Origin of the sequence: Microlunatus speluncae (assembly GCF_009299835.1) — a bacterium.
Taxonomy (GTDB): Bacteria; Actinomycetota; Actinomycetes; order Propionibacteriales; family Propionibacteriaceae; genus Microlunatus; species Microlunatus speluncae.
In genome coordinates this window covers 52,107-68,098 of the sequence record NZ_VKCZ01000010.1, presented here as the reverse complement: position 1 = coordinate 68,098, position 15,992 = coordinate 52,107, and the positions used below count along the sequence as shown (strand labels likewise).

Annotated in this window: 18 protein-coding genes; 14 read left to right on the top strand and 4 right to left on the bottom strand. The window is 70.2% G+C overall.

Going from position 1 to position 15,992, the window contains the following annotated elements:
* Positions 1–35: 35 nt before the first annotated feature.
* From mce to FNH24_RS14050, 4 genes are all read left to right on the top strand, one after another.
* Positions 36–497, top strand: coding sequence for a methylmalonyl-CoA epimerase (gene mce / locus FNH24_RS14065; RefSeq protein WP_152362826.1), 462 nt, complete (start codon positions 36–38; stop codon positions 495–497).
* Between the two features lie 123 nt (positions 498–620).
* On the top strand, positions 621–2,465 hold the full coding sequence (locus FNH24_RS14060) for a hypothetical protein (protein WP_152362825.1): 1,845 nt from the start codon (positions 621–623) through the stop codon (positions 2,463–2,465).
* 85 nt (positions 2,466–2,550) lie between these two features.
* Positions 2,551–3,651 (top strand): AI-2E family transporter, encoded by a 1,101-nt coding sequence (locus tag FNH24_RS14055; protein WP_152362824.1) that lies wholly within the window; start codon positions 2,551–2,553, stop codon positions 3,649–3,651.
* 331 nt (positions 3,652–3,982) lie between these two features.
* Positions 3,983–4,999 carry a coiled-coil domain-containing protein gene (locus tag FNH24_RS14050; protein ID WP_152362823.1) on the top strand — a complete coding sequence of 339 codons (1,017 nt, stop codon included), beginning with the start codon at positions 3,983–3,985 and terminating at the stop codon, positions 4,997–4,999.
* Between the two features lie 87 nt (positions 5,000–5,086).
* Here FNH24_RS14050 and nucS read toward each other — a convergent pair whose 3' ends face one another.
* On the bottom strand, positions 5,087–5,800 hold the full coding sequence (gene nucS / locus FNH24_RS14045) for an endonuclease NucS (protein WP_152362822.1): 714 nt from the start codon (positions 5,798–5,800) through the stop codon (positions 5,087–5,089).
* Between the two features lie 81 nt (positions 5,801–5,881).
* Positions 5,882–6,304: a permease-like cell division protein FtsX gene (locus FNH24_RS14040; RefSeq protein ID WP_152362821.1), complete on the bottom strand. Its 423-nt coding sequence runs from the start codon at positions 6,302–6,304 to the stop codon at positions 5,882–5,884.
* 116 nt (positions 6,305–6,420) lie between these two features.
* Between FNH24_RS14040 and FNH24_RS14035 the strand changes: the two genes are divergently transcribed.
* Genes FNH24_RS14035 through FNH24_RS32450 form a run of 3 tightly spaced genes read left to right on the top strand, consistent with a single transcriptional unit; the run spans position 6,421 to position 7,634 of the window.
* Positions 6,421–6,693 (top strand): hypothetical protein, encoded by a 273-nt coding sequence (locus FNH24_RS14035; protein WP_152362820.1) that lies wholly within the window; start codon positions 6,421–6,423, stop codon positions 6,691–6,693.
* Positions 6,690–7,481: an alpha/beta fold hydrolase gene (locus FNH24_RS14030; protein ID WP_152362819.1), complete on the top strand. Its 792-nt coding sequence runs from the start codon at positions 6,690–6,692 to the stop codon at positions 7,479–7,481. Before FNH24_RS14035 ends, FNH24_RS14030 begins: the two co-directional genes overlap by 4 nt.
* A 21-nt stretch (positions 7,482–7,502) precedes the next feature.
* Positions 7,503–7,634, top strand: a complete 132-nt coding sequence (locus FNH24_RS32450; RefSeq protein ID WP_281351032.1) for a hypothetical protein — start codon at positions 7,503–7,505, stop codon at positions 7,632–7,634.
* Here the strand turns inward: FNH24_RS32450 and FNH24_RS14025 are convergent, their stop codons facing one another.
* Positions 7,635–8,069 carry a hypothetical protein gene (locus FNH24_RS14025; RefSeq protein ID WP_152362818.1) on the bottom strand — a complete coding sequence of 145 codons (435 nt, stop codon included), beginning with the start codon at positions 8,067–8,069 and terminating at the stop codon, positions 7,635–7,637.
* A gap of 40 nt (positions 8,070–8,109) precedes the next feature.
* Between FNH24_RS14025 and FNH24_RS14020 the strand changes: the two genes are divergently transcribed.
* Positions 8,110–9,099: a hypothetical protein gene (locus FNH24_RS14020; protein WP_152362817.1), complete on the top strand. Its 990-nt coding sequence runs from the start codon at positions 8,110–8,112 to the stop codon at positions 9,097–9,099.
* Between the two features lie 20 nt (positions 9,100–9,119).
* Positions 9,120–9,956, top strand: a complete 837-nt coding sequence (locus tag FNH24_RS14010) for a GNAT family N-acetyltransferase (protein WP_246186889.1) — start codon at positions 9,120–9,122, stop codon at positions 9,954–9,956.
* Here the strand turns inward: FNH24_RS14010 and FNH24_RS14005 are convergent.
* Positions 9,946–10,854 carry a peptidylprolyl isomerase gene (locus tag FNH24_RS14005; protein ID WP_217428217.1) on the bottom strand — a complete coding sequence of 303 codons (909 nt, stop codon included), beginning with the start codon at positions 10,852–10,854 and terminating at the stop codon, positions 9,946–9,948. The two genes, FNH24_RS14010 and FNH24_RS14005, sit on opposite strands and share 11 nt — an antisense overlap.
* On the opposite strand from FNH24_RS14005, the gene FNH24_RS14000 reads away from it, so the two are divergent.
* The 5 genes from FNH24_RS14000 (at position 10,849) to glnII (ending at position 15,935) form a co-directional block, all read left to right on the top strand.
* Positions 10,849–11,130, top strand: coding sequence for a nitronate monooxygenase (locus FNH24_RS14000; RefSeq protein WP_246186887.1), 282 nt, complete (start codon positions 10,849–10,851; stop codon positions 11,128–11,130). The two genes, FNH24_RS14005 and FNH24_RS14000, sit on opposite strands and share 6 nt — an antisense overlap.
* A 236-nt stretch (positions 11,131–11,366) precedes the next feature.
* Entirely contained in the window at positions 11,367–12,008 is a 642-nt protein-coding gene (locus FNH24_RS13990; RefSeq protein ID WP_152362906.1) for a cob(I)yrinic acid a,c-diamide adenosyltransferase, read from the top strand.
* Between the two features lie 5 nt (positions 12,009–12,013).
* Complete coding sequence (locus tag FNH24_RS13985) at positions 12,014–13,081, top strand: sugar phosphate isomerase/epimerase family protein (protein ID WP_152362816.1); 1,068 nt, start codon at positions 12,014–12,016, stop codon at positions 13,079–13,081.
* A 125-nt stretch (positions 13,082–13,206) separates the two neighbouring features.
* On the top strand, positions 13,207–14,787 hold the full coding sequence (locus tag FNH24_RS13980; RefSeq protein WP_246186886.1) for a glycoside hydrolase family 10-like protein: 1,581 nt from the start codon (positions 13,207–13,209) through the stop codon (positions 14,785–14,787).
* Between the two features lie 128 nt (positions 14,788–14,915).
* Positions 14,916–15,935, top strand: a complete 1,020-nt coding sequence (glnII, locus tag FNH24_RS13975) for a glutamine synthetase GlnII (RefSeq protein ID WP_152362815.1) — start codon at positions 14,916–14,918, stop codon at positions 15,933–15,935.
* Positions 15,936–15,992 lie beyond the last annotated feature (57 nt).

The following is a 15,992-nucleotide window of genomic DNA, read 5'->3' as shown; positions in this document are numbered from 1 at the left end:
GCTCTGCCGAGATTCAGTCTGGCACTGTTGTCGCCATGTCGGGCAATTCTCTCCCCCGCGGTCCGATCGCGGACCTGCTGCTGGCCGTCGACCATGTCGGGATCGCCGTACCGGATCTCGAGGCGGGGATCGCCTTCTATCGCGACACGCTGGGCCTCGAGCTGCGGCATCGCGAGGACAATACGGAGCAGCGGGTGACCGAGGTGATGCTCGCGCCCGCCGGCCGGCCCGACTCCACCCAGCTGCAGTTGCTGGCGCCGCTCGGTGACGACTCGCCGATCGCCAAGTTCCTCGACCGGGCCGGGCCGGGGCTGCAACACCTGGCCCTGCGGGTCACCGACGCGCGTACCGCCGGCGATCGGCTGCGCACCGCGGGACTGCGGCTGCTCTACGACCTGCCCCGCCGCGGCACCGCCGATTCCTTGATCAACTTTGTTCATCCGCGGGACACCGGCGGGGTGTTGATCGAGCTCGTGCAGCCCGTCGGACAGAACTGAACGGACGGCGCGGCCGCCGGTCGTCTTGGGCGTGACCGCCGATGAGGCTACGGTAATGGTCACGCACTTGTGTCCGCGGGACATTTGGGCGCCCCACATCAGCATGCACGGAGAGGATCCGATGTGGCCTCGGAAGAAACCGGCCTGAATCTGTTCGACGATACGGCTAGTGCGGTCGGCAACTTTCCATCTGCCATTCGCGGCTACGACCGGACCGCGGTCGACGATTACGTACGCACGCTCGAAGCGACCGTCGTCAACGCGCGTCGTCAGGCTCGGGACCTCGAGGATCAGGTCGCGGCGATGGGCGACCAGCTGTCCGAGGCGAACAACCGGCCGGCTGCGGACAACGTCGACTACGCCAACCTCGGCGGGCGGGCGACCGACATCCTGCGGCTGGCCGAAGAGCAGTCGCGCGAGATGGTCGATCGCGCCGGCATCGACGCCGACCGGATCCGTGAGGTGGCCCGGCGCGAGGCGGACGGGATCCGGCAGACCGCCGCCCGCGAGGGCAGCAATCTCAAGACCACCGGCAAGTCGGAGATCGAGCAGTTGCGGACCCGGGGCCGGGAGGAAGCCAAGTCGCAGGTCGACAAGGCCGCCGCCGAGGCCGCCAACATCGTCGCCGCCGCCCGCCGGGAGGCCGAGGCGCATCGGCGCCAGGCCGACCAGGAGGCGCAGACCGTCCGGCAGAAGGCGTATCTGGACACCGAGACGCTGCGCCGTCAGGCCGAGCGCGAGGTGGCCGAGACCCGGCAGCAGATCGCGACCGAGCGGGAAGCCGCGATCAACCAGCTGAAGAGCACCCACGAGGAGCACGTCGGCAAGACCACGTCGCTGCTCGCCGAGGCCACCGAGCACAACAAGGAGGCCACGGCCCGGCTGGAGAAGGACATCCGCGAGGCGGAACGGATCCGGTCCGCGGCCCTGGCCGAGGCCGAGCGGCTCCGGGTGGAGGCCGTCGCCAACGCCGAGGAGCGGATCGAGGCGGCGAAGAAGCAGGCCGCGGCGATCAACGAGCGCACCCAGCAGGAGTTCTCCTGGCGGAAACAGCAGTTGAAGCGGGAGACCGACCTGCTCGGCCAGCGCAAGCAGGCCGTGCTGAACCAGTTGGCCAGCCTGTCCGCCCTGGCGGAGCAGACAGCGCAGACGTTCCCGGACCTGGAGGAGCTCGAGGGATTCGAGGCCGAGCACGGCGACACCACGCTGCTGCGGCCGTCGAACCTGCCGCCGTCGCTGCCCGGCGAGGCGGGTCACGAGGACGACGACAACACCATCGACGGTTCCGTGGCCGAGACACCGGCGGACCGGTCCGGTTCCGACCCGGCGGGCCCGGGTCGGAGGCAGGAGCTCGACACCGAGACCACGCTGGTCCAGGCAGCGATCCGCGATGACGCCCCGGCCGGCTCGCCGGCCTCCGCCACGGGTTCGGCTTCGTCCGCCCCGGCCGCATCGGCGGGTTCGCCGGCCGCCTCTCCGGAGCAGTCCGCCGGATCGGCCACCTCGCCCAGCCGGCCGGAGGGTGAGAGCACGCTGATCCGGGAGGAGCGGGCCCGATCGGCCAGCTCCGGATCCGAGCCGGCGAACGGCAACAACTCGGGCCAGCAGGGCCAGCAGGGACGTCCGGGCGGCGCGCCGCAGGGCGGCCAGCAGCCGGGCCGGCCGCAGCAGCACGGTCAGCAGGGTGGACAGCAACGCGGTCCGCAGGGCGGCCAGCAGGGTGGCGGCTATCAGGGTGGCCAGCAGGGCCGGCCGCAGGGTGGACCGCAGAACCGGCCCCAGGGTGGGCAGCAGGGTGGCCAGGCGCCGCAGGGTGGTGGTCACCAGGGTGATCACACCGTGCTCGCCCCGCCGCCGGCGCGGCCCGCGGGCACCGAGCATCTGCCGCAGCAGTCCCAGCCGGGTGCGGGCGCCTACCCCGAACAGACAGGCGGGAGCGGCCAGTCGCCGCAACCGTACCGTGGCTGATACCGACGACTCACCGCCTGCCGAACCATCGAAACCGCCCCGGCGTCCAGCCTCCGCTGACGCGCCGGCGGCGGCTTCGGCTTCCGTGACGGCCGAGGCGTCGGTCGGGCCCGACCCGATCGCCGAACCGCAACGCCGGTTCCTGTTCCAGATGCCGCCGTTCTGGATCGGCTTCTCCGGCACGCTCGGGGCGCTGATCGCGTTCGCGCTGGCCAACATCGTGCTCCAGGCGCGGTCGGTGTTGATCTTGATCGTGGTGGCGATGTTCATCGCCCTCGGCCTGAACCCGATCGTCGAGCTGCTCCGCCGCCGGGTGCAGCGGCGCTGGGTGGCCGTCCTGATCGTGGTCGTCGGGCTGTTGATCGTGCTCGGCCTGGCCGGCTTCGCGATCGTGCCGGTCTTCACCCAGCAGTTGACCAACCTGGTCGTCCAGGCTCCGACGATCTTGAGCGACCTGTTGCGGAATCCGCAGATCGCCGCCTTCGACGCGCAGTTCCAGTTGATCTCCAACCTGACCCAGTTCCTCAGCTCCGGGGCCTGGATCAACCAGCTCTTCGGCGGCATCCTCGGCGCCGGTCAGATCGTGGTCGGCGCGGTGTTCTCCGGCTTCACGTTGTTGATCTTGACGCTGTGGTTCCTGGCCTCGCTGCCGGCGATCAAGGCCGGCATCTACCGGCTCGCCCCGGCGTCGAAGCGGGACCGGGTGGCCGAGCTCGGCGACATGGTGTCGGACCGGATCGGCTCGTACCTGTCGGGACTGTTCGTCGTCGTCAGTTGCGCCGGGATCAGCTCCTTCGTCTTCCTCTGGATCGTCGGCATCTGGGTGCCCGAGCTGCGCAACTTCGCGCTGGCGCTGGCCGTGCTGGTCGCGCTGTTCGACTTCATCCCGATGGTCGGGGCGCCGATCGCCGCCGTGATCGTCTGCGTGATCGCGTTCGTCCAGTCGCCGATCAGCGGGATCGCCGCGGTGATCTACTACTTGATCTATCTGCAGTTCGAGAGCTACGTGCTGCAGCCGCGGGTGATGAAACGGTCGGTGAACGTGCCCGGCGCGTTGGTGGTGATCGCGGCGCTCGTCGGCGGTACGCTGCTCGGCGTGGTCGGAGCGTTGATCGCGGTGCCGACGGCGGCCGCAATCCTGTTGCTGCTGCACGAGGTCGCCCAGCCGCGGCTCGACACGTCCTGACCCACAGCCACACCCCCACCGACTTCCCCACCCAGGTTTCCCCACCCGCTCAGCAGGTCCACCGACAGCCCACCGGCGTCGGGAGGGGCTTTTCGTACCGATTCCGGGCCAACGTCGGCCGAATCGAGACGAAATCGCAAGAAAAAGGCCGCAGAGACTCGTCAGATCGGCGAAGGCTCCGTAGCATAAGGCGGGCTCGGGGAAATTAGCGCCACTTTGGCGTACGTCCATTTAGGAACCACAAGCCCCGAGGATTCGAGTGAGTGCATTCGCCCAAACCACCACTACCCCGCAGTTCCCGCTCGTGCGCAAGGGATACGACCCGGCGGCGGTGTCGAGTCAGCTAGAGAAGCTGCAGGCCAAGATCGAGGAACTGTCCGGATCTTCCGATCGGCTCAGCCAGCAGGTCACCGACCTCACCGAGGAGAACGGCCAGCTCCGCAAGGCGCTGGACGAGACCTCGCGCGGCGGGGAGGCCAACTTCACCAACCTCGGCGGTCGCGCCGGTGACATCCTGCGCATTGCCGAGGAGCAGGCCAAGGACGTCACCGAGCGGGCCACCCAGGAGTCCGAGGATTCCCTGCAGAAGGCTCGGGCCGAGATCGAGATGCTGAATCAGCATGCGGCCGAGGAGCGCGCCGAGCTGAAGGCGTCCGGGACCGCGGAGATCGAGCGGTTGCGGCAGCAGGCCGCGTCCGACGCGGACAAGCTGTTGAGCAAGACCCGCGGCGAGACCGAGCAGCTGATGACGGCCGCCCGGTTGCAGGCCGAAGCGGTGACCACCGAGGCCGATCGCAAGTCGCGCGCCCTGGTGCAGTCCTCGGAGATCAAGGCGAAGTCCATCGTCGCCTCGGCCGAGAAGGAGGTCGCGGATCTGCGGCAGGAGGTCGCCGGTGAGCGCGACAATCTGCTGACCGAGCTGCGCACCACCCAGCAGGAGTCGGAGTCGAAGCTCTCGAAGCTGCTCTCCGAAGCCACCGAGCACCACCGCGCCTCGTCGGAGCACCTGGCTGCCGAGGCCGAGAACGCCGCCAAGATCCGGTCCGACTCGCTGTCCGAGGCGGAGCAGATCAAGGTCGCGGCCGTGGCCGAGGCCGACCAGCTGGTCGCCCAGGCTCAGCACCAGGCCGCAACGATCGACGAGCGCGCCCGGCAGGAGTTCGCCTGGCGGAAGCGTCAGATGCGGAGCGAGTACGAGCTGCTCGGCCGCCGCAAGCAGGAGATGCTCAGCCAGCTGGCCTCGCTCAGCGCCCTCGCGCTGGAGACGGCCGAGAAGCTGCCTGAGGTGCCCGAGCTCGACTTCACCGACTTGGAGCGTTCGGAGTCCAAGACGGCGGACCTGTCGTGAGCCCGGTCAACTTCTGACCCTTTGATCCGTCCGGCCCCGGGTTCACCCCTGGGGCCGGGCGGATCAAGTCTGTCCGGGGGCGGCGGCTCAGAAGAGCCGCTCGGTCGGGTCGTCCAGGCCGCGCAGCAGGTCGTAGTCGACGGTGACGCAGCCGATGCCACGATCGGTGGCGACGACCTTGGCCTGGGGCTTGATCAACTGCGCTGCGAACACGCCGCGGACATCGCCCAGCAGTGGGTCCCGGCGGAGCAACTCGAGATAGCGGGTCAACTGCTCGACCCCGTCGATCTCCCCGCGGCGCTTGACCTCGACCGCGACGTAACCGCCGTCGGCATCGCGGCAGAGCAGGTCGACCGGCCCGATCGCCGTCGGGTATTCCCGCCGGACCAGGGTCCACCCCGCACCGAAGGTCTCCGGGTGTTCCGCCAGCAGTGCCTGCAGGTGGGCCTCCACCCCGTCCTTCTGCAGCCCGGGATCCACGCCCAGCTCATGACTGGAGTCGTGCAGCACCTCGGCCAGCGCGATCCGCAGGGTCTCGCCGTCGCCGCTCTTCACCTCCCAGATCGCCGCCAGCGACTCCAGGCCCGGCACCGCCTCGTCCCCGTCGTCCGCGGACGTGCCGGGGAGTTCGGTCAGACTGCACGGCGGACTCATCCAGTTCAGCGGCTTGTAGGCCCGGTCGTCGGCGTGGATGGACACCGAGCCGTCCGCTTTGACCAAGATCAGCCGGGTGGCCATCGGCAGATGGGCCGTCAACCGGCCCGCGTAGTCGACCTGGCACCGCGCAATCACCAAACGCACCCGGACACCGTACCGGCGGGGACGCCTGCCGACGCAGACGCACCGCCGTGGCCGCATGATCATCCCGGCGCCGGGCCGGGATCAGCTCGGCGTCGCCGTCGGAGTGGGCAGGCTCAGGACGGACGCCTCCGCCACGCCGGCGAGTTCGCGGACCGCCGCGGCCGCCGAGTCGGCCTCGGCCCGATCGAAGAACCGGGCCCGGAACGTGTCCGCCATGTCGTCGGGGCTGACGCCCTCGAGCAGGTCCGGCCGGTCCCGGTAGAGCTCACGGAACCGCTGGTAGTTCTGCTCCCGGGTCGCGAAGGTCACCGGGCCGACTCCGGGGGCCGTCTGCAGTCGCTCCTCGATCGCGTCCCGGCCCGCCTCCGTCAGGTCATCGTCGAGCTGCACCAGGACGTCGTTCGGCAGCGGCGGCGGCGAGGTCGGCACCGGTTGTGGTGGGCCGGAGCAACCAGCCACGGCCAGGACCGTGGCCAGCAGCACAACGAGCAGGAGTCGTCGCATGGTGCCGGAGTATAGGACTGCGGTCGACACGGTCCCGGCCGGCGGCGGCCGGTCTGGCAGACTTCAGAGGTGCGGTCGTCCACCCTTCCCAAGCCTGCTTCGCCCGGCGTTTGACCATGGCCCGACGACCCAGCAAACATCTGCGACCGGCCCGGCCGCTGAGCAGCCAGCATGCGCAGGCCGAACACAAGGGCGACGGCCGGTGGATCGTCCGGACGATCGCCGGCGGCCAGGCGACCAAGCCCTACCGCTGCCCCGGCTGTGATCAGCTGATCCCGCCCGGCACCGCGCATCTGGTGGTCTGGCCGGACGATGCCGGCTGGCTCGCCGAGTCGCCGCTGGAGGCCCGGCGGCACTGGCACACCAGCTGCTGGCGGCGACGCCGATGACCGCGGAACTGAACGCCCTCGTCGTCGGCGCGAACGGACCGCCGGTCGTCTTCTGTCACGGCCTGTTCGGCCAGGGCAAGAACTGGACCTCGGTGGCCAGGGCGCTCGCCGGTGATCATCGCTGCCTGCTGCTCGACATGCCGAACCACGGCCGGTCCCCGTGGACCGACCGGATCGGCTATCCCGATCTCGCCGACCAGGTCGCCGACCGGATCGCCGGCCTCACCGGCGACGAGCCCGTCACCGTCGTCGGGCACTCGATGGGCGGCAAGATCGCGATGATGCTGGCGCTGCGGCATCCGGACCTGGTGCGCCGGCTCTGCGTCGTCGACGTCTCCCCCGCGCCGGTGCGGCTGGACGGCGAAAGCCCGTTCGCCCAGTACGTCCGCGGCATGCGCTCGCTCGACCTCGACCGGCTGCCGGATCGCGCCGCGGCCGATCGCGGGCTGGAACCGTACGTCTCCGATCCGGTGATCCGCGGCTTCCTGCTGCAGAATCTGCGCCGGGACGGCGACGCCTGGCGCTGGCAGATGAACCTGCACGTGCTCGGCGACCGGCTCGACCAGGTCGGCTCCTGGCCCACCCCGTCGGAGCCGCCCTACCGTGGGCCGGTGCTCTGGCTGGCCGGGGAACGGTCGGACTACATCACCGATGCCGATCGGGAGCCGATGCGCGCGCTCTTCCCGGCGGTGCGCAAGGTGGTGATCAAGAACGCCGGCCACTGGGTGCACTCGGAGCAGCCGGAAGCGTTCCTGTCCACCCTGCGCGTCTTCCTCGCCGCATCCTGACCACCCGGCGATGATGGTCCGATGAACCTCATCCCCCTGGACGTCGCACCGCAGCCCCAGGTCCAACTCGGTCCGATCGTGATCATCATCGTGCTCGCGGTGATCGCCGCCGTCGTGGCCCTGCTGCTGGTCCGTTACCTCCGCCGCCGGTGATCAGGCCGAGCCGGCGAGCAGATCCATGATCAGCCGCAACACCACCATGCCGGCCAGCACCGAGAGCGCGTTCGCGCCCAGCGACACCAGCCAGGCCCACTCCGGCCGGGCCCGGCTGCCCGGGCGCTGCGGCCCGAGTCGCCGCCGGATCAACAGGGCGACGACCAGACCCTCGACGGCCACGACGGCGAGCTCGAAGATCACCAGCAGGCCCGGCGCCGCCCCGCTCGCCAGCCACAGCAGCGGATGGGTGATCAGGTTCAGCAGGAACACCAGGCCGATCGCCGGCACCGGTCGCAACGCGGCCCGGGCACCCCGGCGCAGCCAGCCCAGTGATGCCCAGCCGAGCAGGTAGGCGGGCAGTTCGATGAGGAAGGTCAGCACGAACGCGGGCAGGAACCAGCCCCACCAGGCCAGCACCGACTCCCAGTCCACGGCCGTCCCCTTTCTCGGGTCCCCCGCTCTGTCCCACAGTGTGCCGGACGCCGGCTCGCCGGAGGCGCCCGCCGGGCGGGCCCCGAACGGATTTCTGCTGGCCGGTCTGATGGTGCTGGCCGCGGCGGGCGCGCTGACCCTGGCGGTCCGAGCGCCGCTGTCGGTGACCGTGCTCGGGTTGATCGCGTTCGGCGTGCTGCACAACGTGCTGGAGCTCCGCTACGTGGCCGGCCGGTTCGCCGCGATCCTGACCGGCCGGTTCCTGATCCTGCTGTTGATCTTGATCAGCGGCATCGTCGCCTGCCGGCTGCTGGCCGGCTATCTGCCGGTGATCGCCAAGTACGCCGAGGTCGGGCTCGGCTATCTGGTCCTCGGCGTCGGCTGCTGGTACGGGCTCCGTGGCTGGCGACTGGCGGTTGCCCTGCTGGTCCTGGCGATGGCCGCGGTCGGATCGTTCGGCTGGCCCGCGTACCACTTCGTGATGCTCACCCACCTGCACAACCTGGTGCCGCTGGTGTTCCTCTGGGAGTGGGCCCGGCGCCTCCCCCGGCCGGCGGCGCGCAGCTTCTTCCGGGCGTCACAGGTGCTCTGGATCATCGTGCTGCCCGGGCTGATCCTGGCCGGCGCCGCCGATCTGGTGATCAACAACGACCCGGGCGTGGTGGCCGCGTTCGTCGGCGACGGCCGGCAGGTGATCGCGGCCAGCGCGCCGCCGGACGTGTCGATCATGGTCGGGCTGCGGTTGCTGGTCGTGTTCGCCTTCCTGCAGACCATGCACTACGTGGTCTGGGTCGGCTTCTTGCCCCGGTTCGCGCCGGACGCCGCCGCGGCCTTCGACTCCCGGGTGCCGTGGCTGCGTGGCTGGCGTACCTGGGCCATCGGCGCGGCCGGCGGCGCGTTCCTGGCCGTGCTGTTCCTCTCCGACTACTTCACCGGCAAGGCCCTTTACGGCGCGCTGGCCAGCTATCACGCCTACCTGGAGTTCCCGGTGTTGCTGGCTCTCCTGATGACCCCTCGCAAAGTGTCTTGATGTCAAGATAGTCTGTCCGCATGCTGCATCACGTCCTGCTGGCCAGCCCGCCCGGATCCGAGGCCGCCTCGCGCGCGTACTTCGGCGACCTGCTCGGGCTGACCGAGATTCCCAAGCCTCCCGCCCTCGCCGCCCGCGGCGGCTGCTGGTTCCGCGGCGCCGGCTACGAGCTGCACCTCGGCATCGAGGAGGACTTCCGGCCGGCCCGCAAGGCCCACCCGGCGATCCGGGTCGGCGACCTGGACGCGGTCGCCGCGCGATTGCACGAGGCCGGTCATCCGGTCCGGATCGACGATGAGTTGCCCGGTTTCCAACGGTTCTACGCCGACGACCCGCACGGCAACCGGCTCGAGTTCGTCCAGCCGGACGAGCCGGCCGGGGAGCTCGGCGACGGCGTGACCGTGCGCCGGGCCCGCGCCGCTGACGTGCCGGCGGTGATCGAGTTGCTCCGCGACGACCCGCTCGGCCGGCAACGCGAGACCGGCACTCCGGACGCCTACCGCGCCGCCTTCGCCGCGATCGACGCCGATCCCAACCAACTGCTCGCCGTGGTCGAGGCGGAGGGCATGATCATCGGCACCTGCCAGCTCACCTTCATCGCCGGGCTGTCCCGGCACGGCACGCTGCGGATGATCATCGAGGCGGTCCGGATCGCCGCCGGGCAACGGAGTCGCGGCCTCGGCGGCCGGCTGCTCGGCTGGACCCTCGACCGGGCCCGGGAGCGCGGCGCCGGCCTGGTCCAGCTGACCACCGACAAGTCACGGACCGACGCGCACCGGTTCTACGCCCGGCACGGTTTCGTCGCCAGCCACGAGGGGATGAAGCTCGTCCTGGAACCGGCGCCGGTCAGTCCTTGACCTTGATCACCCGCGAGATCGCGGCCGGGTTGTTCGGCTTCCCGCCGCCGTACGGATTGGTCCCGTCCTGCCCCTCGGCCGCGATCCGCTGCACCACCGCGACCGAGGCCGGATCCATCCGGCCGAAGATCGTGTACTTCTGCGGCAGCGCGTCCAGGCCGGTCGAATCGTTGAAGACCAGGAAGAACTGGGAGCCGTTGGTGTTCGGGCCACCGTTCGCCATCGCCACCACGCCGCTGACGTAGGACTCGGTGCCGTCGGTCTCGTCGGCGAACTCGTACCCGGGGCTGCCGTTGCCGGAGCCGGTCGGGTCGCCGCACTGCAGCACGTAGATCCCGGAGTCGACCAGGCGCGGGCACGACGTGCCGTTGAAGAATCCCTGCAGGGCCAGCGATTCGAACGAGTTCACGGTGCACGGAGCCTTGGCCCGGTCGAGCGTCAGGTTCACCTCGCCCTCGTTGGTGGCGATCGAGAACACCGGCTGACCGGCGTTGGCGATCCCGGTGCTCTTCGGTGGCTGCACCGGCTTGGAGGGTTGGCCGCTCGCCGTGTATTCACACGTCTCCGGCCCCTGCGGCACCGTCGTCACTCCGGTGCCGGGCGGCCGCGGCCCGGGCTGGGTCGGCGCGGCCGACGGCGGCGCCGATCCCGAACCGGTGGGGACCGGGCTGGACGGCGGGTTCGGGCCGACCGGCGCCGAGCTCGACGGCGCCGGCGTGGACGGAGCGGGACTGGCCGACGCCGATCCCGAGGGAGTCGCCGGGCCGGCAGGCGTATCCACCGGCGGCGCGGCGGTGTCGGTGCTGAGCGGATCGTCGACCGGGATGGTGCCGCAGCCGGCCAGCAGCAGCACCGCGACCGCCAGCACGATCCGGCGCAGGACGGGATTCACGTGCATACCTTGCCATGCCCACCTGTGGTCGCCGAGACCGACGCGCACCGGTCGCGCCTCGGCGAGACGATGGAGGAGGATGCGGCCATGCCCCGGGTCCGCCTGCTCGACACCGAACTCCCCCTCGTGGCCGCCCCGATGGCCGGCGGCGCCGGCACCCCGGCCCTGGCCACGACCGTCGCCGAGGCCGGCGCGTTCCCGTTCCTGGCCGCCGGCTACCGGACCGCGGCGGACGTCCGGGAGGAGGTCGCCGCGACGCGTATCCGGACCTGCACCAACTGACCCGCGAGCTCCGCCGCGCCGCCGCCCGGGCCGGCGACACCGACCGGCTGCACCTGTGGGCCGGCACCGGCTTCCGGAGCGCCCGGACCGGACCGGCCGCCGACCTCGTCCGGGAACTGGTCAGCGGGCTATGACCCGGCCCGTGGACCCGCACGTGCGCGACCGGCCCCGTCCTCGTAGGGTTTGATCATGGATCAGACGCTGTCGAAGACGACGGGGTGGAGGATGGCGCGATCATGGTCCGGCTGACCCGGATCTACACCCGGACCGGCGACGGCGGGCAGACCCGCCTGGTCGACTTCTCCGAGACCGCCAAGACCGATCTCCGGGTGGCCGCCTATGGCGACGTCGACGAGGCCAACTCGGCCATCGGCGTGGCCCTGGCCGGCGGCGACCTGCCGGCCCGGGCGGTCGAGGTGCTCGGCCTGATCCAGAACGAACTGTTCGACGTCGGCGCCGACCTGGCCAACCCGGTGCCGCCGCCGGGCGCCACCCTCGGGCCGGGTCAGCATCATCCGCTGCGGATCACCCAGGAGTCCGTGGACCGGCTGGAGGCCTGGTGCGACGAGTTCGCCGCCGCCTCGCCGAAGCTGGAGTCGTTCGTGCTGCCCGGCGGCAAGCTGGGCGCCGCCTACCTGCATGTGGCCCGGACGGTGACCCGGCGGGCCGAGCGGACCGGCTGGGCCGCCCGCGAGAGTGAGGGCGAGCGGTTGAACCCGCTGCCGCTGACGTACCTGAACCGGCTGTCCGACCTGTTGTTCATCCTCACCCGCTACATCAACGGCGCCGAGCACGAGGTGCTCTGGGTCCCCGGCTCGGGCCGCCCTCGACCAACCGAGTCGGACCATGATCAACCGAATCCTCAAGATCAGGAGTGACGACGATGACCGCATCCACTCTGCGTGAAGCGACCGGCAAGGCGACGCCGAAGCAGTCCCGGCCGGTGACCCTCTTCACCGGGCAGTGGGCCGACGTCCCGTTCGACGAGATGTGCCGGCTGGCTTCGGAATGGGGCTACGACGGGCTCGAGCTCGCCTGTTGGGGTGAGCATCTCGATGTCGGGAAGGCGGCCGAGGACGACGCGTACCTGAAGTCGATCAAGGACACCCTGGAGCAGTACGGCCTCGGCTGTTGGGCGATCTCCAACCACCTCAACGGCCAGGCGGTCTGCGAGGCGATCATCGATGATCGCCACCAGGCGACAGTCAACCCACGGGTCTGGGTCGACGGCGATCCGGAAGGGGTCCGGCAGCGTGCCGCCGAGGAGATGAAGCTCACCGCGCGGGCCGCCGCCCGGCTGGGTGTGGAAACCGTGATCGGCTTCACCGGCTCGTCGATCTGGCACTACGTGGCGATGTTTCCTCCGGTCGGCGACGACGTGATCAAGGCCGGCTACCGCGACTTCGCCGACCGCTGGAATCCGATCCTGGACGTCTTCGACGAGCAGGGCGTCCGGTTCGCGCACGAGGTGCACCCGTCGGAGATCGCCTACGACTACTGGTCGACCGTCGCCACGTTGGAGGCGATCGGTCACCGGCCCGCCTTCGGGCTCAACTTCGACCCGTCGCACATGATCTGGCAGGGACTGGACTACGTCGCCTTCCTCTGGGACTTCAAGGACCGGATCTATCACTTCCACTGCAAGGACGCGAAGGTCCGCCAGACCGACGGCCGCAACGGCATCCTCGGCTCGCACCTGCCCTGGGCCGATCAGCGGCGCGGCTGGGACTTCATCTCCACCGGCCGCGGCGACGCCCGGTGGGAGGACATCTTCCGGATGCTCAACACGATCGGCTACGACCGTTCGGTTTCGATCGAGTGGGAGGACGCCGGGATGGACCGGCTCGCCGGTGCCCCGGAAGCCCTGACCTTCATCCGCGGGCTGAACGCGATCACGCCGCCGACCGCCGCCTTCGACGCCGCGTTCACCTCCGGGAGCGACGCGACCTGAGCTCCGGTTCGCCGGCCGGCGGTGAGCCGATCATGGTGGCCGGATCGATGGACAGCCGCGGTGTTCCGGGACACACTGTGCCCAGGTGAATTTTCGACCTGTCCGCTCGATCTCAAGGAGGAATCGTGCCCGGACGCACCCGCATCCTCGGCCGGCTGAGTGCCCTCGCCCTCGCCGCCCTACTCACCCTGTCCCTCGGCTCCGGTCCGGCCGCCGCCGCGCCCGACGAGCGACCGGCCGGTCCGGCGGCCGGCTGCACGGTCGATCCCACGCGACCGAAGCACGACTTCCGGGCGATGTGGATCGCCTCGGTGGTCAACATCGACTGGCCGTCGAAGACCGGCCTCTCCCCCGCGGCCCAGCAGCAGGAACTGATCGACTGGTTCGACCTCGCGGTCCGCTCCCGGCACAACGCGGTGATCCTGCAGGTCCGGCCCACCGCGGACGCCTTCTGGCCCGGCGCGAAGGAGCCGTGGTCGCGCTACCTCACCGGCACCCAGGGCGGTGATCCCGGCTACGACCCGCTGGCCTTCGCCGTCACCGAGGCGCACCGCCGCGGCCTGCAGTTGCATGCCTGGTTCAATCCGTACCGGATCAGCATGGACACCAAGATCGATGATCTTGCTCCGACCCACCCGGCCCGGCTGCATCCCGACTGGGTGGTGCCGTACGGCGGCAAGCTCTACTACAACCCGGGCATCCCGGCGGCCCGGAAGTTCTCGGTCGACGCGATCATGGACGCGGTCAGCCGCTATGACATCGACGGCGTGCACTTCGACGACTACTTCTATCCGTATCCGGTGGCCGGTCAGACCTTCGACGACGCCGCCGAATACGCCGAGCACGGCAACGGGCTGAGCCTGGCCGACTGGCGCCGCAGCAACATCGATTCCTTGATCACCGAGCTCGGCGCGGCGATCAAGCGGGCCAAGCCGTGGGTCGCGTTCGGCGTCTCACCGTTCGCGATCTGGCGCAACGCCAGCACTGATCCTGAAGGGTCCGACACCGCCGGCGGCGTGCAGACCTACGACGACCTCTATGCCGACACCCGGCGCTGGGTGCGGGAGGAATGGATCGACTACGTGGTGCCGCAGGTCTACTGGTCCCGCGGCTTCACCGTCGCCGACTACGAGAAGGTCACCTCCTGGTGGGCCGATCAGGTCCGCGGCACGACGACCAACCTCTACATCGGGCAGGCCACCTACAAGGTCGCCCTGAACGCCGACCCGAACTGGGCCAAGCCGGGCGAGCTGTCCAGCCACCTGCAGTTCAACACCGATCACCCCGAGGTGAAGGGCAACATCTACTTCTCGGCCAAGGACGTGAAGGCCGACCGCCTCGGCGGCACCACGCTGCTGAACCAGACCTGGTATTCCCGACCGGCGCTGGTGCCGGAATCGCCGTCGCTGAAGGTCCGCCCGGCCCTGCCGGTGCGCTCGCTCGAGGCCGGACCGGTCGCGGGCGGGGTCGAGCTCAGCTGGTCCTCGACCCGCGCGCACCAGTTCGCGATCTACCGGTTCGACGCCGGGACGGTGCCGGACCGCTGTGCCCTGGCCGACGCCGAGCACCTGGTTGCCGTGATCCAGGCCGACGGGACATCTGACCATCGCTGGACCGATCCGGACGGCACGGCCGGCGCCACCTACCTGGTGTCGGCGGTCAATCGGGCCGGCGACGAGTCACCGGCCCGTCGCACGATCGGCTGACGCTGGCGGCGAGCTCGAGGGCCTTAACACGCTGTTCACAGAGGAGGAACGGGCCCGCAACAGCCGGTTGACACTGTCGACACCGGCCGCCAGAACAACCTGGGTGGCCGACCCGAGGGGGCAGACGGTTGACCTACAAGGCCGAATACATCTGGATCGACGGCACCGAGCCGAGCGCGCGGCTTCGGTCGAAGACGAAGGTCCTCGCCGACGGCGCCGAGCCGCCGGAGTGGGGCTTCGACGGTTCGAGCACCAACCAGGCGCCCGGTGACAACTCCGACTGCGTGCTCAGACCGGTCTTCTCGTGTCCCGACCCGATCCGCGGCGGCGACCACGTCCTCGTGTTGTGCGAGGTCTACCTCGTCGACGGCACGCCGCACCCGACCAACAACCGGGCGAAGCTCCGTCCGGTCGCCGAACGCCACGCCGAGCAGGATTCCTGGTTCGGCATCGAGCAGGAGTACACGTTCTTCCAGGAGGGTCGCCCGCTCGGCTTCCCGGCCGTCGGTTTCCCCGCTCCGCAGGGCCCGTACTACTGCGGCGTCGGCGCCGACGAGGTCTTCGGTCGCGAGATCGTCGAGAAGCATCTCGACGCCTGCATCGAGGCCGGGCTGACCATCTCCGGCATCAACGCCGAGGTCATGCCCGGCCAGTGGGAATTCCAGATCGGCCCGGCGGGACCGGTCGAGGTCGCCGACCACCTGTGGCTGGCCCGCTGGCTGCTCTACCGGATCGCCGAGGAGTACGACGTCGCCGCAACCCTGGACGCCAAGCCCGCCAAGGGCGACTGGAACGGCGCCGGTGCGCACACCAACTTCTCCACCCGGGCGATGCGCGAGGGCTACGACGCGATCATCACCGCCTGCGAGTCCCTCGGCGCCCCGGGCAAGGTCGAGGAGCACATCGCCGGCTACGGTCACGGCATCGAGGAGCGCCTGACCGGTGATCACGAGACCGCCCCGCACGACGTCTACAGTTACGGCGTCTCCGACCGTGGCGCTTCGGTCCGCATCCCCTGGCAGGTGGAGGTCGACAAGTTGGGCTACATCGAGGACCGCCGGCCCAACGCCAACATCGATCCCTACAACGTCACCCGCCTGCTGGTGAACACCTGCTGCACCGCCCTGGAACGAGCCGGTCAGGTCTGACCACTCGGCCCGAGCCGCGCCGGTCGGCTCCGGTACTGGGCGCGGCCGCGTCAGTAC